Below are 19,600 nucleotides of genomic sequence, written 5' to 3' on the forward strand. Positions count from 1 at the left end.
TTTACAACCTCTTCATCATTCTGTACATATCCACAATCATATCCTTTCTTTTCTGCCTGTTCTTCAGGGCAGATTCCATAACTATTCTTGAAAGGTGTTTCTTCGGTTCTCCATTCTCTGAGAATATATTGAGCATTATCTCTTCTGCCATTGCAGGAACTGTGTTGTGAATGCTTTCACTCCATGTTACCCTGTCAGAACCTTTGAAGGTTTCCATGTCTCTCAGTACAAAGGTTTTCTTAAGGGTATCTTTGTATAATTCATATCTGTCTGCTGATGTGCTTCCCTTTGTTGCAATATATGCATCTGCTGCTGCAATTCCTGAAACAATGGCATAGTTCATTCCCTGAAGCACGAGTCCGTTACTGAACGTAAATCCTGCTGCATCACCGGCAATCATGTATCCATTACCATAAATCTGATCTACGGATTGCCCGGCCTCTGGCACTAAATGAGCGCTGTATTCTTCAACCCTTCCATCTGCAAGAAGTGGTGCAATGAATGGATGTTCCTTGAACTGTTCAATAATGTTGAAGGAGTAAGTTTGATTATTTTTTCTTAGATCCTCCATTGAAATAACCGCGCCAATGGATATGGATTCCTTATTTGTATACAGGAAACCTCCTGCCTTTACTCCACCCTCAAGAAAGCCGAGAACATATTCAGATGCATATCCTCTCTTTGCGCTTGTCAGGTTGAATCTTTCGGTGATGGTCTTTTCAGGTAGTTTTATAACCTCTTTCACACCGATTGCCATATGCCTGTCATCTGGTTTTTTCTTAATCCCAGAATCAATGGCTACCCTTGAATTTGCACCCTCAGCAAGGATCACAGTATCAGCTGTAACAGTTTCACCGTTTTGCATCACGCCTGTTACCTTCTTTCCTTCCATTGCCAGTTTATCCACTGTAACACCTGATACAACCATTACACCTGCATCCTTTGCCTTTTTTGCAAGCCATGCATCAAACTTTGTCCTCAGTACGGTGTAACCGCTCTTTACCTCACCAAATTTTGTTGATCTGAAATCCAGGGCAATTTTTGAATCCTTTGTAAGAAAAGTAACACCCTTTGCCTCAACGTATCTTTCAAGCATATTGCTTTTTTCCCAGTCGGGTATGACCTGACCCAGGGAATCACCCCAGAGTACTCCTCCCGATACATTTTTGCTTCCTGGGGGATCTGCCCTGTCTATAAGTAAAACGTTGGCCTTAGCAGAAGCTAACCTTATGGCTGCTGCAGAACCGGCTGGTCCGGCACCAACTACGATGACATCAAACTCACTCATTAAACCTACCTGTTATCTGTTAATTACTCCTGACGTAATAACTGTTTTCCAAATATTTAAATCGTTTCGTATAACTAGCGCTTACAATTGTTCTGATAAACCATCAACTAAGATTCAACGCTTAGAAATTATTGAATGACAATTAACAAACTTCTAGCAGTGTCATGAATCTGATTGACAGAATTTGTAAGATTAATTATACTTTTTTAAAATCTAACTGAAATAGAAAATTGATATTAAATAATGATTTCTAAAGAAAGGCGCGTACACTATTAGCTCATGCTGAGTAAGGAAGATATTAAGGGACATGACCCATCTACTATCATATACATTGTGAACAAAATTTCTGCAGTGCAAAATTCATTCGGCAATTCCCTGATGTGGAAAATTTGTCGTTAAATAAAATCCATTTATGCTCTGTGTTTAAAATATTATTTTCTTGAGTTCAAATTGGAGTTATTGATAGAAAAAGCTCATGAAGCAATCTCGAAAATTAGCATTGCCTGAAACTTAACAGAATGACTTCATTCCATTTATCTATTAAATCTATTGAAAGTATTATTTAGTGATATATGATACTATTTTATGGATTCGAATGAAAAAAGGATAGTCAAAGTTATTTCTATTCAACCTTTTCCAAGATCAGACACTGGAGAAAACCAGTTTCAGATTACATTTGGAAGATTTGCTCCTGTTCCAACGGAGAATATTGAGTATTTCAAATCTGACAATGCTGTTCCTCCAAAAACATTCCCAATAGTAGAGTTTGTTCTGTTTATGGAAAAAGAGGAAATTCCATATAGAGTAGGAGAGAACTGGGAGTTAACCATCGAGGAAAAAGGAAGTTTTAGACTAAAAAAGATGTGATTATGCTTCACGAACTGGCAAAACTTAAAATTTCTCCAATACCTTTCAAAAGTAATTCTGGTTATTCAGCTCCAAGCAAAAGAAATCTGGAAAAAAGATATGGGAGAGATAGAGAAGAAAATGAAAATTACGCCATGAGATCAGTATCTTATTCTGGTCTGATAAATTCGGAAATGCAAAGAGTGACCAAACCATATCTCAGAATAGATCGAACTCAAAGAAAATATGGAAGTAATATAATGGAAACAGGTCATATCAAGGTATCAAATTTCCTCGGGGAGATTTCAAATGAGGACCTTCTGAGCTACTCAACAATTAATCCTTTTATGCAAAAATTTTTGCAAAGTAACCATGTTATTCTCATATCAATTGATGATAAAAATAAACTCCTTGACGTGAAGGATTTGAAGTCAATGATAATTACTCAAAAATTAAATAACGCCCTCACAAGTAAATTTGAATCAATATTGTATAGGGATATCAATAGTAAAGCACAAAAGAATGTTTATCAGATTGACGCAATTATAAAACAAAAAATGGATTATATGCTAAAAGAGAAGACTTTCAAAGCATATCTAGAAGTAGAAGCTATTTTAGAATACTCTAAGCTCCACAGCGAATTGTGGCAAAAATTCGATAATAAGGAGATTGATTTCGACACTTTGCTTAGAGAATCTCAGGAAAAATACAATTTAATTTTATCAGATTTGAAAGTTGATTGAATGGATTTTAGTTACTTAGGCAACAGATTATCTAAGGATATTGAGGGTGAACTGAGTGAGTATCTACCAGATTATCCGGATATTGGATCTCTTGCCTGGATAGTAGCCAATACAGTGATTACTGAAGTTGAAAAGAATGGATCAAATATACTTCCTATGGATGGTATTGACCCTGAGATTTATTTGTTGCTTTTAGCAAGAGAATACTCCAAAAAGATATCTGAAAGGGTTTTTAAACTAAAAAACGAGGCTAAAGGTTTTTTTCAAAGTAACTACAAAATCTTACTACTTGTTGGTGCTGGTTTATCTTACGAGGCCGGGATGCCATTAACCAGACAATTAAAGGCGATTTTGAAAGCCATTGGCATTAAAACAACTGATGATAGAAATTTGAATGAGGCATTTAAGACAGTAAAGACGAACCCTAGTTTAGATATAGAATTCAAGAAGAGATTTAGAAATTTAATCAATCAAAAAGTTTGTGAAAATAGTTCCCACACACTGATAGCACAAAAATTCCTGGATGGAAGTATGCAGGAAATATTTTGTTTGAACTGGGACAACTTAATAGAACAAAGTTACAATAAATTGAATGGCAGTTATCCCATCAAAAAAATATCAAGTGAAGATGATTGCCCTCAAATTAATGATTCTTTTATTCACGCACTGTGGAAATTAAATGGTGATGTAGATGAAATTGATACAACTTGGATCTATCCTGGCGAGAATGGGAGAGTGTTCAATGGTTTGGATAAATATCTAAATTTTTTATTTAAGCAAACAGAAAAAACATTTATATCCTTAGCTGTGGGATATTCTGAATCTGATGAGAATATAAATAATAGTATAGTAACTAGGATCGAAGATCATTCAGCGTTTTTTAGAATTGGAATGGACATGCGACTTTTCAATAAATACGAAAATTATTTTTTAGTTTCGGCACAGTGGATACTACCTCAACTATTATGAACATAAACATAAAAATTTAAAAAACTCAATAAAGATTATTGTTTGGATTGAGTTTGCTTAGTAATTTCTGTTACTCTTACCTGAGAACAACTCATCGCTCAATTCCTTTAGTGAGAGTTTAGGAAAATATGTAAAGATTTCATTTGACACCGCACTTCCCTTATTCTTGCATATACAAGATCACAAAAACTGTTTTTAGATGCAGAGTTCATGAAGTTTACTGGTAATTGTTTAATTTTCTATTTTTATAAATGCTTTTAATAAATGAACACGAAAGGAGTTTGTTTTGTGGATAGATTTGTTATATGATAAAGTAGGATATTCTCACGACCATAACCTATCAAAGGTTCTCACTTACAGTAATTTCAACTAAATTAGTTAATCTTCATTTTGAAGATGCAATATATTTAAATTTTGCATCATTGGCATCAGAGAAAAATCACTAAAAAACTTGATATGTACACTCTTATTCCAGACAAAAAAAGAATTACTTCTTAATATACCTCTGTTTTACAGTAATTATTTTTTTGCTGAATGCTCCAGTTTCTGTCCAGATTCCACTCTTTCCTTACAGTAGGCGTACAGGGCATCGTACATTGGAAACTGCAATTTCATATTTTCCATATCATTATGAGCAATAATTCTGAAACCCATTGCAGCTGCTTCAAGTCCTGCAGATTCCACTGGTGCATCAGGTATGGATGCATCTGCTCCCCTTACTATTTTTGCCAGATCTAAAAGAGCCCGATCCATGATGTTGTATTTTTTAATTATTGCGTCAAAACTGACGTATTCCTTTCCATTCTCCTGAAAATGCATCAGCTCAACACCTGGAAAATCGAAAGGAGTAGCATTTTCCTTTTTTGCAGTTTCCATTACCTTGTCCTTTGGAACGAAGAGAAATATAGCGTCTTTATCAACAAATCTTGAAATCAACCATGGACATGCAATTCTATCTACTTTTGCCTTCTCCCTTGTGACCCACTTCATATCAATCTTTTGTTCTATCTCCGTGGAGTATATAGTTATTGCTGAAAGGATAGTATAAGCTGGGAAATACGACTATCCCAATGTTTCACTTTTATGGAACAGATATAACATGACTCTGATGATAGAACATGTTATTTGCACATCGTTTGAATTATTATTTCCACCCTAAGGAGTTATTTATAATACTTCCTGTACAGTGATTCCCTGTTTAACTCTTTCAGGTTTTTAATTCCTGATAGACCCATTTCAAGATCCATCTCTGCCATCACCTGCTCAAGATATAATTCTATGCCTTCCCTGCCTGCAACTGACAGTGCATACGCGTATGGCCTTCCTATCAGTATACCACTTGCACCAAGAGCAATGGCTTTTATTGCATCTGCTGCATGCCTGAACCCACTATCAAACAGAATTTCTCCCTTTAAGTCACCACTTTCTGTAACTTCCTCAAGTGCGTCCAGCGATGATATGGCACCATCCACCTGCCTCCCACCATGGTTTGATATCACCACAGCCCTCGCTCCGGATTTGAACGCCAGCTCAACATCTTCCCTGTGGGTTATGCCCTTCAGTACTACAGGAATTTCTGTAGTACTGCATATTTCTTTGAAATCCTTCCATGAAAAAGATGGGTTTACATATACCGATGTGAATTCCATAATGGCACTTATCAAATCTTCCTCAGGTGGTTTTTCCAGTCTCTTTCGAAATTCTGGATCTGAGAAGAAGTTTGCCAGTCCCTCACCTCTGAGAAAGGGCAGGTATGCATTATTCAGATCCCGCTCTCTCCATCCAAGCATTGTTGTATCTGCAGTAACAACAATTGCCCTGTACCCTGCTTTTTCTGCTCTTTTAATGAAACTTCTAATAATGTTTTTGTCCTTTGATGGATAAAGCTGAAGCCATTTCTCCCCTTCTGGCGACTTTTTCACTATTTCTTCCATTGTAATGGATGAAACAGTGCTGAGTATGAAAGGCATATTCATTTTTGCTGCAGCCCTTGCGCTTGCAATTTCTCCGTCTTTGTGAAGTATGGACTGCACCCCTATGGGGGCAAGTATGAATGGTGACTCACGATTTTGACCAAGAAACTCTGCCTCCATTGTTCTTTTGGAAACATCTTTCAGATATCTTGGCCTTATACGCCACTTCTTGAATGCTGATCTATTTTCATGAACGGTATCTTCATCCCCCGCTCCGCCTTCAAGATAATCCCATGCATCTTTTGTTAGTGTGCTCCTTGCCCTTTCCATCCATTCATCGACCGACTGTGGCAGCTTCCTGTTTTCTACACCTGTAAAAATCTTTGTCTGGTATTTAGTTCCCTCATCTGTCATTATGAATTAGTATGCATTCCCAAGTATATTTTATTTAGGGGAAGTTATAGCTGAACTATTTCTTCACTGCGGGAATTTAAAGATTTCAATGCATAAGGAGGTATCTATCCCTTTCATATTCTGAAATCCTGCTGATCTGATTTTCTATGGATTTTACCTCACTGTCGAGATCAAATTTCAAATCCATATTTTCCTCTTTGAGCATAAGATATATGGAACCAATCACTGCATGATATCCGTATAAAGGTTCAGATGGAAACATATCTGGATGCTGATCTAGTACGATTTTTCTGATTTTATCCCAGTAAATGTTTGATGCTCTGAATAATCCCCCATAGCCACTAAAATGTACCTTCTCCTCACCAAACATTGATTCCGTGAGTGATGTAATACATCTTGCTGCCTCTGCGGCAGATTCTTCCATGAGCAAAGTTGCAAGATCATCCTCTTTTTCAGCCAGTTTTGATACTATGCTGGCGAATGAAGCTATTCTTCCTATTTCAGGTGGATTTGTGTACACCTTATTCACAATCTCTTTCAGATCATTTATTTGAAAATAGTCCTTAACATAATCTGGAATATCACTTCTTATGCCTGAACGACCATCATAAATTTTCATTGTTTCCTGCAGTGCCCTTTTTGCTATGTAAAAAGCTCCACCCTCATCGCCCAGTATCCACCCCCATCCACTGACTCTTTTGAATATGTTTCCCTTCCTTCCATAGGAAACCATTCCTGTACCTGGACATATTACTATTCCATCCATTCCTGGAAATCTGCATTCGAATCCCGCTTCTCCATCGTTAAGTACTCTTACCTTTGAAGCCCTTTCCTTATCAACGATACTTGATACAAGTTCATTTTTTAAATTTGAGTCCTTCACACCTGCCAGTGCTATGGAAAATTTTGTTATTTCACTCTCATCCACATCTGCCCTGTGAACAGCCCTTAATATGGCTTCCCTTATGTTTTTTCCAGCTTTCTCAACTCCAGCGGTCCTGTAATTGCCTGAACCTGAAATGCCCATTCCGTGGATAATTCCATCTTCAGAATAACAAACCGCCACGGTCTTTGTGGCACCACCATCCACGGAAATAAACATCATTCTTACTGTTAACCTTCAGGAATACATAAATTAATCTGAATTGTTGAGCACAGAGAATACAAAGTTATGAAATCTTCTTCTGAATTTTAGTATCCTGATATTTTCCCTTGTTGGATATACCCTGTTAGTCAGTACAATTGCATAGGATCCTGTTTTTGGATCTATACAGATGGATGTTCCGGTGAATCCAGTATGTCCGAATGCACCATAATTAACAGTTTCTCCCATGAATGCATTGTAACCAAATGATGGCCCTGAAACCAATGGTCTTGGAACCTTTATCATCCATCCCAGGCCGAACATTCCTCCTATATTCTGGTTCTGTGGTGTTATCATTTGATTAAGTGTTTCCTTTCTGACAATTTTTCCGTTTAAAAGAGCTTCAGTAAAGATGCCCAAATCGTGAGTGCTGCTGAATAACCCTGCATGGCCGCATACACCCCCATAAAAAAATGCCTTCTCGTCATGTACCTTTCCCCATACTGGCATCCCCCTTTCTGGATCCTCCTCTGTTGGTGCAATGTTTTCTTTTGCAACAGAAGGATTGAAGAATGAGCTCTTCATTGAAAGAGGTGAGAATATCTTCTCTTTTGCAAGAATATCAAGAGATTTTCCTGAGATTTCCTCGAGAAGGAAGGCAAGCAGTATGAAGTTTAGATCACTGTATTCTTCCGTTGCTGGAAGGGTATTATGCTGGTGCATCAATCCAATGGTTCGGAGGTAGTCTTCCTTCGTTTTTCCATATTTGTATAGAGGAAATGTTGAGGTAAGACCTGATGTGTGTGTTATGAGCTGTTTAACCGTTAGATTGGAAATTAACAGATCCTGATTATAGAGACCAAGTGATCCAAGGCTGTCCTCCAAACTTAGTTCTCCTCTCTCCACATATTTCATTACAAGACTTGCTGTTACTACCGGTTTTGTAAGAGAAGCCATATCATATATGGTATTCTCATTATATTTGAAATTGAGTTCTTTTATTTCTCCTGTAAAATATGATGTTTTATATGATCCTTTTCCAACCAGAACGTTCATTCCTGATGATACACCCTTATAATTTTTCTCAACGAATTCCTTCAGCTCTTCTGAGAAACCATTCATATTCCTTCCACTTTTGCGGTTTTCACCCATGTTCACCACCTCACGACCTTGTTCAGATTCGAAGGATGATCAGGATCCAGACCCATACTTACAGCCTTGAAATTTGCAAGAAGCTGAATGAAAACAAGTGAATTGAAAACTTTTTGAAACGGTTTTTCCTCGTTGAATTTCAGCACTGCTTCTCCATTCCCTATTGTAATTATTTCTCCAGATAGTTCCTCTAGTTTTTCCATAATTTTTTTGTTTGGTAAACTACCCTCAGTCAGCCATATAATAGTTGTTTCCCTGTCCAGTCTGTGGATCGGTCCATGAAAATATTCCCTTGTTGGATATGATTCTGTGATCAGTCCAGTGGTTTCCTTGAACTTAAGACCACCCTCAAGAGCCACTGGATAGCTCTTTTCTGAACCCAGGAAAACAACCTTATTATGGATTTCAGATGAAAGTAATCTTATTTGCTCTGTCAGTGAAAATATTTTTTCTATACCACTGCATAAATGATCCAGATCTTCAACCAGTTTTTTATCATTCCTGAGACTGTAGTCCATGAGCATCGATACAGCCACCTGAGCAGCGTGGGACTTGGTTGCCGCTATGGACTTTTCCTTTCCAGCGTGTGTGAGTATGGGATGATCGGATTCCATGAATAGCTGACTTTCTTTCTCATTTGTTATTCCTATGACTGTAAATCCATATTTCTTTGAAAGCTTCAAATTGGATATTGCATCGCTACTTTCACCTGACTGGCTAAAAATTATGTTAGTGATAGTGCCTTTCATATTCCTTACAATATTTTCAGTGTATTCTGACGATGTCATCGCCACTGATCTTATGCCGTTTTCCAGTAATGTATAATTTAGGATGAGAGCAGCGTTATAACTGGTTCCACTACCTGTAATAAAGACCAGAGATGAATTTTTTATTTGATCTATTACTTTTTTAATTTTATCAGCGTTTTCATTGATAGTTTTCCTTATGGCCTCAGGCTCTTCCTGGATCTCTTCATACATGACTGTCATATGGGGTTGTATGGGTATTAACGCTATAAATCTTCTTTTGACTCATCCTGCATTTATATCTGTAGATTACACATTTCAATTTCATGTAACCGTTTACATTAATATCTTATATAGATGGATAAACTCACTTTATTAAAGTGATGAGTCTGGAAAGCAGTATTCTTTTGAAGAGGATCATTACAATCAATGGTTGCAGGGATAACTGCTATCTAAATGTGAAAGATGGAGTTATACACAGCATAACGGAGAAGAAAATTTTTGATAACGAAATTGTGGATTTTTCAAATCTCACTGCAGTTCCAGGATTTATAGATATACACACCCACGGTTATTTTGGTGTTGACGCAACATACTCATCTGAAGAAGAAATTCACAGATGGGCACAAATGCTTGCAAGAAAGGGCATCACCTCATTTATACCCACATGCGTCTCCCTTCCCCTTGAAACCATGATAAAATTTATCAATAAAATCAGATCAGCATCACTTCATCAAAAGGAAGATGAGGCGAGAATACTTGGTATGAGGAGTGAAGGCCCATACATAAGCCTAGAACAAAAGGGTGCACATAATCCACTGTACCTGAGAAGACCAGATATAGATGAATTAAGAAAAATAATTCAGGCTGCTGGCAGTTCCCTTTTCATAATTGATATGGCTCCTGAACTTGAAAATTTCAGAGAGTCGCTGGAGTATCTACTGGAAAATAATAAGGTTGTTTCTATTGGACATTCAAATGCCTCCTATTCCCAGGCCACGGCAGGAATAGATTCTGGTGCAAGACTGATGACACACTTTTTTAATGCCATGTCTCCCCTAAAGCACAGAGAGGCCGGAATGGTTGGTGCTGGTCTCTTATCTGATTCAGTTTATCTGGAACTCATAGGAGACATGCATCACGTTTCCAGAGAAGCTATTAAGATTTTGCTGAAAACAAGAGACATTGATCACATAATTGGAATAACGGACTCATTATCCATAGGAGGGACAACTTCAGCTGATGCAAAGCTAGGAGGTCTTGATGTCATTAAGAAGGACGGTGTGGCATGGATCAGGGATACAAACACCATAGCTGGTAGTATCCTAACCATGGATACAGCGTTCCAGAATCTTCATGAAATAGTTTCTGATCCGGTGAATCTTACAAAGATATTTTCTACCAATGCCTCGAAAGCACTGAGCCTGAAGAACATTGGATATATAGATGTGGGAATGGATGCTGACATAAATATCATTGATGATCATATGAAAGTTAAAGGAACCATGATAAGGGGATGTATGATCGGTGATGTAAAATGAAAATCTTTAAGGAGCAAAACCATAAGGTGGAGAGATACTAAATATGACTCTGTCCACTGAAGATGTAAACCCTTTCTCCATAGATATTGGTGAATGGGATATAGAAACAATTAGCTCATTTATTCACCTCTCAGATATAGCTGCATATGAAGCAGTTGGAAAAGCAATGAATAAAATTTCTGAAGCCTGCAAAATGATTCTGGAATCGCTCGAAAAGGGTGGTAGGGTTATTTATCTTGGAGCAGGTACAAGTGGGAGGGTTGCTGCCCAGGATGTTGTTGAACTGCTTCCCACATATGATCTTGGCACAGAATTTTTTGATTTTATACTTGCTGGAGGACCCGGATCGCTGGTGAAATCCGTTGAAGGGGCAGAGGATGACGAAAATGGATCTGTTGAAGAATTGAAGAAGAGAAATATCAATTCGAAAGATATTATTGTTGGAGTAACGGCCTCAGGTTCTACCCCTTTTGTCCTTGGTGGTATGATCTACGGAAGATCCTTAGGATGCAAGACCATAGGAATAACAAACAATCATGCCAAAAGAATAGAGCAGTATTCTGATCTGTGTATAGAGCTGATTACTGGACCGGAAGTGATACAGGGATCAACCAGAATGAAGGCAGGTACCGCACAGAAGATGGCACTGAATATAATTTCAACTACTGTAGCAGTAAAACTAGGAAGAACGTATAAAAATACCATGTCTCATATGGGTTCATGGTACAATGAGAAACTGAAGAAACGATCGGTTAACATACTTATGACACAGTTCTCAATGAAGGAAACGGAAGCCATGAAGTTGCTTGCTGAAAACAATTATAACATTAACAAATGCATAGAAATTTTGAAAAGGGTAGATAAGTAGAATATTGCCCCAGTCAAGTTAATATTACCAATTATTATGATCCGGTAGATGATAAAATCAGTAAAATTTAAAAAGATGAATCTTGAAATGAAGAAGCCCTTCAAGATTGCACTGGGCTCAACGGACTTTTATGAAGGTTTTCTTGTTTCCATAGAAACCGATGATGGGATAACCGGTTATGGAGAAGCTACAACAACACCATTCATTACGGGAGACACCATAGGTTCAATAGAAAGTGAGCTAGCCTTCTTTTCAAAGAAACTGGTTGGCGAAGATGAATCACCAGAGACTATTAACACAAAGATGAAAGCGTGGATGAGATCATCAAAGGCAAGCAGAAATGCTATTGACTGTGCACTGTGGGATATCATAGGAAAAAGAGCAAATATGAATCTTGTAAAATTGCTGGGTAATCATAAGAAGTCAATCCTGACATCATACACTGTAGATCTTGTTGATTCAGAGACAGCCAAAACACAGGCAAAGGAACTATTATCACAGGGTCTCAGGGTATTCAAGATAAAGGTAGGTTCTGGGATCGAGGAGGATCTTAAGAGGGTAAAGGTTGTAAGAGAGATAGTTGGGGAAGACAAGATGATTTACATAGACTTCAACCAGGCATACAGCGTGAAGAATGCGGTTAAAATATCAAGACTTCTTGAGCCCTATAATATAGAATTTATGGAACAACCCATAGCATCTACGGATATTTCTGGACTGCGTTTCATCAGAGATCATTCTGAAATACCTGTTTATGCAGATGAGACTATTTTCACACCACAGGATGTTTCTGAAGTTATGAGGAGAGAAGCCGTGGATGGCATAAATATAAAGCTTATGAAATCTGGAGGTATTTCTGATGCAATGCAGATGGCGAACACAGCAAAGTCATTTGGAGTGCCTGTAATGATCGGATGTATGGTTGAAACCAGAATTGCAAACACCTCTGGTCTTATAGTAGCTTTGAGTAATTCTGCAGTTAAATATGCTGACCTTGACGGATACAATAACATAAAGGAAGATCCTGTCACAGAGGGCATTTTGATGAGTAAGGGAGAGGTAAGGTTATCTAATGATTTACCAGGTACGGGTATATCTGTGAAAGAAAAATTCAGGATATAATAAATTTATAAATTATATTAATAAAAATTTTAATTAAAAGAATTAAACAATTAAAATTACAGGTATTTTTGTTTTATTAATTGCCAAATGAGTAAATTTAAGTTCGTTCCTTACATCAATGAGTATGTTGCTTGCCATTGACGGGGGATCTACAAAAACCATATCTGTTGTATTTGATGAGGAAAAAAATGAGATAGTTTCTGTTGGACTTAGCGGATCAGCAAATTATACTACGAATAGTCTGGAATTTGCCATAACAAACCTAAGCAAATCTATAAATGATGCAATAGAAGCGGCAGATATAACAATGGATTCGATTGAAAAGGTAATCGTGTCAATAGTAGGAATAGGAGATTCAGAAGAAGCAACAAAAATGGGAAATGAGATAATTTCCAGTCTTATTGGGAAAAGAGAATATAGTGTAATTAATGATGGCCTGGCTGCTTATTACTTAGGAAACGGTAGTGAAAATGGTATAGTTTTTGCACCTGGTACTGGAAGTGTGGGATACATAAAGATAGAAAATAGAATGAAAAGATTTGGAGGATGGGGATGGAGCATTGGAGATATGTCCTCTGCCACATGGTTTAGTAAAAAATCTGTTGAGGTTGCAATGATGGAAATGGATTCAGAAAGTGGTAGAAAACCATTTCTTGAAACTGTAGAGAATCATTTCAAGACTTCGTTAAGGGAATTATCCTGGCAGATTGAACGCAGATATATACAAAAGGAGAAATTAGCCTCATTTTCAGTAAATCTATCAAGGATGGCAAAGGATGGAAACAAAGAGGCACTCGCACTGTTCGATGAATCTGCATCCTATATGGGTAAAATTATTAATGGAATTAGAAGTAAATATTCTGATGCAAAAAGAGTTTCCATAATGGGTGGGACAATGCAGGCAGGAGAATTTTATTATAAAATGATTAGAAAATATATACCTGATGTTAACATATTTTTTGGATATGAAATTGTAATTGGAACTATTATGCATATGAAGAATGAGATGGATTTTAAATTCAGAGACAGTTTGCTTAAGCAGCTTGATCATTCCCTTGAAAAAATACCGGAAGGTGAATTAAAGGGGTATTTGAATATAGACAAACCAATGAAACTTCCATGATCATTCTTTTTCAAAATTGAAAACGCCAGATACCATCTTTATATCCTCAAGGGTGGCATTTTTTCCCCCTACTGTATAAGTACCAGTTATAGTTTTGATTACAAATGCGTACTGCAAACCCTGAATTCTCTTTACAGAGATAACATCTGCATTAAGTGAAACAGGTCCACTGGCGTCAAATCCTTCTACTTCAACCTTGCACTTATATCCTTTTGAAAAAGCGTTATCAATTAGTTCACATGCAAGCCAGGATGAAGAAATTTTAACATTTTCCATTCCATCGAAGTCGCGGTAATATCTTGATGAGACCCAGTTCATATTGAAAAAGTAGTAATCGAGAACATCAACGAGCTCTTCCTCCTGTATAAATATAGAATAATCAGAAGTTTGAGAAAGAGAATTTGCATTCAAGAAAGCTATTTTTCTATCAACAACCACAATTTCAACGGGCATTATACTTCTTATTCTTAGTATGCCAAGTTCAGATAATGTGACCAAACTTTTTTCATCTATGCTCTCTTTCATAACAGAGCATATTGTGACCCCTCTTTTTCTGGCCCTCCTTAATGCAGGCAGGAGTTCAGCTAGCTTATGATATTCCATAGATAATATAATTTCTGAATTAGACTCTGAAATCATCAATTCAAGCTTCAACATCACGCTCTTGCTGTTTTCTATAAACCATACATTGGGAGCCCTAATTTCAAAATCACTCCTGTTCTCCAGAATATATTTATCCAAACGATCAATGTACTCATTCATATATTCTACATTGTGCCTGAGAGCTGCTGAAGGCATTATGGCCTCATAAGTTTTGTTTATGCTCGAGTTCATGATTATGAGCCCTTTTCTCTGAAGTTTACCAAGAACATCATATGTTCTTGGCTGGGGAATTCCAGTAACCTTTATTATTTCACTGGCGCGCATAGGACCCTTTAACAACAGTGAGGAATAAGCCTTGATCTCGTAGTTAGATAATTGAAATTTTTCTAAGTCTCTGAATGTATCTGAATCCAAATCGATCACATAGTTCATGCGTTAAAAATATTTAACTATAACATTATATCGTTATTTACTTATTTCAATTGCCTTAACTTGAATTCTCTTTTCCCCTATTAGAATATCTTTATCCTTATCAGAATCAGAAACTTTGAATTCGTCTCCCAAATACATATCGAAACTCCCCTTCCCATAAATAAGTATTTTATCATCGTAGATAATTGCTGAATTGTTCTTTACAAAAATGGGAAAATGATCATCGACTTTCAAATAGGCTGGACCGATAATCTTTTCGTTATTACTGAAACGAATCCATTCACCTTTCGGAATGTAAACCTCCCTTGATTCTTGATTTTCAATTTTTGGTGCATATATTAAATTGTCTCCGAGCATATACTCATCCCTCAGATGAATAGTAGTTTCATCATTCCAATAATAAAATGAAAGTGGTGATATGCTTGGCTTTAGATATTTGTGAGAGAAGAATAAACACTGATATATTTGATCCGTAAATTTGTAGCGCATTAGTACACTTTTAATTATATCATCCCGGATTCTTGGTGGCTGGAGAAAAATCTCCTGTTCATTCCCAGCTATGTCTTTGTGGTTTCTGTATAATGGAAAAAGTAGGGCCATCCTGTAATAGTCTGCAAGTAGCTGAGGGTTGCTATTACTGAAAAATCCTCCAAGATCGCATCCACAGGAAGTTATACCACTTATTGAAAGAGATGGAACCATAGACATTTGTAGATATAGATCATCATAGGAAGAAATATTGTCCCCGGTCCACATAGCAGCGTATTTTTGTATTCCAGAATATCCAGCTCTTGTTAGTATGAACGGATTTAGATCTTTTTCCTTCATAGAGTAAAATGTGGCCATTGCTTGAAAATTTGGATAAGCGTTTCTTATTTCTTTGTGTTTCCTTGTAGTTCCATCATCACACTTATGAATGGATTTGCCGTCTATTATTTTATCCCCCTGAAGAACAGTGGGCTCATTCATATCAAGCCATATGCCATCTACACCATACTCAAGCCATCTTTTAATTTCATTTCCCCATCTCTTTCTAGACTCTTTGTTAAAAAAATCAGGAAAGGCAGATGTACCTGGCCACATTGAACCTGAATATATCTCATTATTCTCCGTTTCCATATATGTACCGTTCAATCTATTAAAAACTTCATAATTCTGATCTATTTTAATAGAAGGGTCGATAATAGTTACAATTTTTGTGTCTCTTTCGTGAAGACTCTTTATGAATGATTTGGGATTTTTGAAACGTTTTCTATTCCATGTGAAAAGTTTGTAATCCTGCATATGATGTATATCAAAATACATAGAATCTACAGGTACAAACTTTTTGTAATTAATCAGAACCTCAAGTGCGGCCGTGTCAGGATAATAGGTATAACGTGATATGGAATGCCCTGTAGCCCATTTCGGTATTAAAACTGGGCTTCCTGTCAATCTAAGATATTGCTCCAATATTTTTTCCGGAGTGTCTCCATTAAAGAGGTAGAAATCACATTTCTTAGAATCCACTGTTATCTTAATTTTGTCATATATCTCTACACCAAAATCAAGCACTATTTTACCGGGATAGTCCACAAAGTATCCAAATGCTTTATCTTCCAGTGTTAGGATGAAAAATGGAATCGATGAATATATTGGATCCTCGCCAGTTTTGTATGTATCCGGGTCTCTATTCAGCATTACAAATTTTTTCCGCTTCCTATCTACTGGAAAAGCTTTTGCTCCCAGTCCTATAATATGTGACTTGACTGCGAGGTTGATCAGAATGACAATACAGTCATTCTCCACACTAAATTCTATACCGTCTGGCATTGCGTCAACTTTCCTCCTTTCCTCCTCCTTTTTGGTATTTCTGAAATTCATAATGGATCGATATCCATTAAAACTTACCAACCTATAATCATCAAATAAACTTATTTTATAAGCCATGCTTTTACCCCTATTTTTTAATATAACTATTCCCAATATTCCTCAGTTTTTATCTATTCTATTCCCATTTTTTCCAAAGATGTATAGGTCAGATATGGAAATGTATAGAGCCATTTCAGATTTAGAATTTAAATCAAAATCTTCACTAAGTCTGACCCTTACCTCCTTATTTGATTTTGATTTACCTATGATCACTGAATAAGAGCCAAAACTTTCTATTGTTTGTGGCCTTATTTTTAGTTCTATATCATTTTCTTTTTCCCGTTTCAACTTCATGGATTCTGGTCTTATACCTATATTTATTTCCTTTTCTTCAGCGTTTATTCCCTTGATGATCAGGTCATCTGAAACATAAACTCCAGAATCTTTTACCATTTCAAAGAAATTTATAACAGGTTCTCCCAGAAAAGCAGCCACATATTCATTCCTGGGATTTTTGTAAACTTCCATGGGGGCTCCTACCTGTTCTAACTTTCCGTTTCTTAGAATCGCGATATGATCTCCAAGTGACATTGCTTCCTGCTGATCATGGGTTACATAAATGAAGGTTTTTCCTAAATTTTGTTGAATCAGCTTCAACTCTACTCTTATTTGGTTTCTTATTTTTGCGTCCAAATTTGAGAGAGGTTCGTCAAGAAGAAATACTCCTGGGTCCCTTACAAGTGCTCTTCCAAGGGATACCCTCTGGGCCTGACCTCCAGATAGTTCTCTTGGGTATCTATTTAAATACTCTTCAAGTCCAAGGGTTTTTGCTACTTCCTCCACCTTTTCATCTATTACATCCTTTGTATATTTTCTCATTTTTAAAGGAAACGCTATGTTGTTTCTAACTGTCAGGTGTGGGTATAACGCATAATCCTGAAACACCATTGCAATTCCTCTCTGAACTGGACTCATACTATTTACGATTTTATCGTCAAAAAGTATATCTCCGGAGGTTGCTCTTTCAAGCCCTGCAATTATGTTTAGCGTCGTGGATTTTCCAGACCCCGAAGCGCCAAGAAGAATAAAAAATTCCTTGTCCTCTACATTTAAATTCATGTTGTTTAATACAACAGTGTTTGAAAATTTCTTGTTTATATCTTTAAGTTTTACCGATACCATACTTTCACCCCTTTACTCCTCCAACTGAAAATGCTTTTATTAGGTACTTTTGAGCGAATATGTACATAATTAATGTGGGAATCATGTAAACTACTGATGCTGCTGCAAGCTGGTTATATTGTACTGAATATGCACCGAAATATGTGTAGATATATACTGCGATAGGAAATAGATGCCTCGAACTTAGAAGTATATATGGAACATAGAAATTCCCCCAATTTGTAATAAAATCAAGAAGAATAAGAACTGCTATTGTTGGGAAAGCAAGTGGAAGGAAAACTCTTGTAATTGACTGGAATGAGGACGCACCATCAACCAACGCTGCTCTTTCAATTGATCTGGGAATCTGATCGAACGAGTTTTTCATTATCCAGATTGTTATTGGTAGATTTAAAACTCCCAAAAAAAGGATTACCCCTATCTGAGTGTTATAAAGATTGACATTCTGATAAAATACATACATAGGGATCAAAAGTGAAAAGACAGGAAATCCCGTAAAAAAAAGTATTGTTAATATAAGTGCTATTCTGAATGGAAATCTCTTCCTTGAAAATACGTAAGATGCGAAGACAGCCAGTGTGATTGAGATTGCTGTTCCACCTAAAGACTGGATCAGGCCATTTTCTATAGATAAAGAAAAATACTTATTTGTAAAGATTTCCGCATATGCAGCAATAGTAAATGAGCCAAAATTACCGAATCCCTCATTGCTAATAGATGCAAATCCTTCCACGAAAACCCATACAAAGGGTATAAGGAAAAAAATAGCCAACAGAGTTAATAATATATATGAAAGTGAACTTTTTATTGTAGCATTTTCAATCTTCAATTTTGATCACCTTCAGGTATAAAAGGGACATTATAACACCAGCCAAAATAATGATAACTCCGATGGCATTTGCCAGACCAACGTTAAAAACGGAAAACGCAGTGTTATACTGGTATATTGTTAGAATATTAGTCGAGTCTGATGGCCCACCATGAGTAAGTACAAAAATGAGAGTAAAAGCACCAAGTGTCCATAAAGTGATGAGAATCATATCCGTAAGGATAGTTTGCTTTAACATTGGAAATATTATTCTAAAGAATCTTGAAAAGGATCCTGCACCATCTACAACAGTTGCCTTGATGACTGATGGATTTATGTTTTTAATTGCAGAACTGAATAAAAGGACTGAAAATCCCATTCCCAGCCATGCATTTGCAATAATAATCATATATAGCGCGTTATGAAACGATAGAAAATGGATTGGAGCGACACCAATACTATTTAATATATAATTGGCCAGTCCCATCGGCACATAACTCAGGGTACTGTACCATGTTATCCCACTTACCACTTGGGGAGTTGCCCACGCCATAAGTATTGTAAGTGTGATTATAGTTCCAAAAAATTTATTAGTTCCATTAATAACATAGGCCACTATAGCTCCAAAAAACATCTGACCAATTACCGCTGAAAATACAAAGAAAACGATAGTTATAACAATTGATTGTTCAAAAATAGAACTTGTGAAAAGCCTCGTATAGTTAAAAAATCCTACGAAATTAAAGTTGTTAATGTTTAATAATGAAATGTTTGTAAAAGAGTAATATATGGAAAGAAACAATGGATAAATAAAGAATATACCTAAATATAAAAAAGCCGGTATTAATGCTAAAATGTAAAAAATAATTGAATTTTCCTTGTCCTTCAGTTGCCTGCTCTCTGATGGGAACATTT

18 protein-coding genes are annotated in these 19,600 nt (G+C 36.6%); 7 read left to right on the top strand and 11 right to left on the bottom strand.

The genetic code is table 11. The features are described from left to right. Nucleotide 1 precedes the first annotated feature (1 nt). Nucleotides 2-1,288: an FAD-dependent oxidoreductase gene (locus tag CSP5_RS07885; protein ID WP_148690073.1), complete on the bottom strand. Its 1,287-nt coding sequence runs from the start codon at nucleotides 1,286-1,288 to the stop codon at nucleotides 2-4. Between the two features lie 585 nt (nucleotides 1,289-1,873). Here CSP5_RS07885 and CSP5_RS07890 point away from each other — a divergent pair. Genes CSP5_RS07890 through CSP5_RS07900 form a run of 3 tightly spaced genes read left to right on the top strand, consistent with a single transcriptional unit; the run spans nucleotide 1,874 to nucleotide 3,846 of the window. Beyond that, nucleotides 1,874-2,155, top strand: a complete 282-nt coding sequence (locus tag CSP5_RS07890) for a hypothetical protein (RefSeq protein WP_148690074.1) — start codon at nucleotides 1,874-1,876, stop codon at nucleotides 2,153-2,155. 2 nt (nucleotides 2,156-2,157) lie between these two features. Further along, a complete protein-coding gene (locus tag CSP5_RS07895) occupies nucleotides 2,158-2,877 on the top strand; it encodes a hypothetical protein (RefSeq protein ID WP_148690075.1) in 720 nt (239 codons plus the stop codon). Then, a complete protein-coding gene (locus CSP5_RS07900; RefSeq protein ID WP_148690076.1) occupies nucleotides 2,878-3,846 on the top strand; it encodes an SIR2 family protein in 969 nt (322 codons plus the stop codon). Between the two features lie 519 nt (nucleotides 3,847-4,365). Here CSP5_RS07900 and CSP5_RS07905 read toward each other — a convergent pair. From CSP5_RS07905 to CSP5_RS07925, 5 genes are all read right to left on the bottom strand, one after another. Next, nucleotides 4,366-4,836, bottom strand: coding sequence for a chromate resistance protein ChrB domain-containing protein (locus tag CSP5_RS07905; RefSeq protein WP_148690077.1), 471 nt, complete (start codon nucleotides 4,834-4,836; stop codon nucleotides 4,366-4,368). Between the two features lie 173 nt (nucleotides 4,837-5,009). Beyond that, nucleotides 5,010-6,173, bottom strand: a complete 1,164-nt coding sequence (locus CSP5_RS07910) for an alpha-hydroxy-acid oxidizing protein (protein ID WP_148690078.1) — start codon at nucleotides 6,171-6,173, stop codon at nucleotides 5,010-5,012. An 85-nt stretch (nucleotides 6,174-6,258) separates the two neighbouring features. Continuing rightward, nucleotides 6,259-7,278, bottom strand: a complete 1,020-nt coding sequence (locus CSP5_RS07915) for an N-acetylglucosamine kinase (RefSeq protein ID WP_148690079.1) — start codon at nucleotides 7,276-7,278, stop codon at nucleotides 6,259-6,261. Nucleotides 7,279-7,308: 30 nt separating this feature from the next. Then, nucleotides 7,309-8,409: a serine hydrolase domain-containing protein gene (locus CSP5_RS07920; protein WP_148690080.1), complete on the bottom strand. Its 1,101-nt coding sequence runs from the start codon at nucleotides 8,407-8,409 to the stop codon at nucleotides 7,309-7,311. A 2-nt stretch (nucleotides 8,410-8,411) separates the two neighbouring features. After that, nucleotides 8,412-9,398, bottom strand: a complete 987-nt coding sequence (locus CSP5_RS07925; RefSeq protein WP_148690081.1) for an SIS domain-containing protein — start codon at nucleotides 9,396-9,398, stop codon at nucleotides 8,412-8,414. Between the two features lie 140 nt (nucleotides 9,399-9,538). On the opposite strand from CSP5_RS07925, the gene nagA reads away from it, so the two are divergent. The 4 genes from nagA (at nucleotide 9,539) to CSP5_RS07945 (ending at nucleotide 13,809) form a co-directional block, all read left to right on the top strand. Continuing rightward, entirely contained in the window at nucleotides 9,539-10,696 is a 1,158-nt protein-coding gene (gene nagA, locus CSP5_RS07930; RefSeq protein WP_148690082.1) for an N-acetylglucosamine-6-phosphate deacetylase, read from the top strand. 43 nt (nucleotides 10,697-10,739) lie between these two features. Then, complete coding sequence (locus CSP5_RS07935; protein WP_148690083.1) at nucleotides 10,740-11,564, top strand: N-acetylmuramic acid 6-phosphate etherase; 825 nt, start codon at nucleotides 10,740-10,742, stop codon at nucleotides 11,562-11,564. 48 nt (nucleotides 11,565-11,612) lie between these two features. Beyond that, nucleotides 11,613-12,686: a dipeptide epimerase gene (locus CSP5_RS07940; RefSeq protein WP_148690084.1), complete on the top strand. Its 1,074-nt coding sequence runs from the start codon at nucleotides 11,613-11,615 to the stop codon at nucleotides 12,684-12,686. Between the two features lie 118 nt (nucleotides 12,687-12,804). Beyond that, the gene (locus CSP5_RS07945; RefSeq protein ID WP_148690085.1) at nucleotides 12,805-13,809 is read left to right on the top strand and encodes a BadF/BadG/BcrA/BcrD ATPase family protein; all 1,005 of its coding nucleotides are present in this window, start codon (nucleotides 12,805-12,807) and stop codon (nucleotides 13,807-13,809) included. Here CSP5_RS07945 and CSP5_RS07950 read toward each other — a convergent pair whose 3' ends face one another. From CSP5_RS07950 to CSP5_RS07970, 5 genes are read right to left on the bottom strand one after another with little or no spacing between them, the layout of a single operon-like run. After that, nucleotides 13,810-14,826 carry a TrmB family transcriptional regulator gene (locus CSP5_RS07950; RefSeq protein WP_172399445.1) on the bottom strand — a complete coding sequence of 339 codons (1,017 nt, stop codon included), beginning with the start codon at nucleotides 14,824-14,826 and terminating at the stop codon, nucleotides 13,810-13,812. Nucleotides 14,827-14,877: 51 nt separating this feature from the next. Beyond that, complete coding sequence (locus tag CSP5_RS07955) at nucleotides 14,878-16,773, bottom strand: TIM-barrel domain-containing protein (protein WP_148690087.1); 1,896 nt, start codon at nucleotides 16,771-16,773, stop codon at nucleotides 14,878-14,880. Between the two features lie 42 nt (nucleotides 16,774-16,815). Continuing rightward, on the bottom strand, nucleotides 16,816-17,877 hold the full coding sequence (locus tag CSP5_RS07960; RefSeq protein ID WP_148690088.1) for an ABC transporter ATP-binding protein: 1,062 nt from the start codon (nucleotides 17,875-17,877) through the stop codon (nucleotides 16,816-16,818). Nucleotides 17,878-17,881: 4 nt separating this feature from the next. After that, nucleotides 17,882-18,706: a carbohydrate ABC transporter permease gene (locus tag CSP5_RS07965; protein ID WP_241869813.1), complete on the bottom strand. Its 825-nt coding sequence runs from the start codon at nucleotides 18,704-18,706 to the stop codon at nucleotides 17,882-17,884. After that, nucleotides 18,696-19,598, bottom strand: coding sequence for a carbohydrate ABC transporter permease (locus CSP5_RS07970; RefSeq protein ID WP_077076584.1), 903 nt, complete (start codon nucleotides 19,596-19,598; stop codon nucleotides 18,696-18,698). The genes CSP5_RS07965 and CSP5_RS07970 overlap by 11 nt, the downstream gene beginning before the upstream one ends. Nucleotides 19,599-19,600: the final 2 nt, after the last annotated feature.

This window comes from Cuniculiplasma divulgatum (assembly GCF_900083515.1).
Lineage (GTDB): Archaea > Thermoplasmatota > Thermoplasmata > Thermoplasmatales > Thermoplasmataceae > Cuniculiplasma > Cuniculiplasma divulgatum.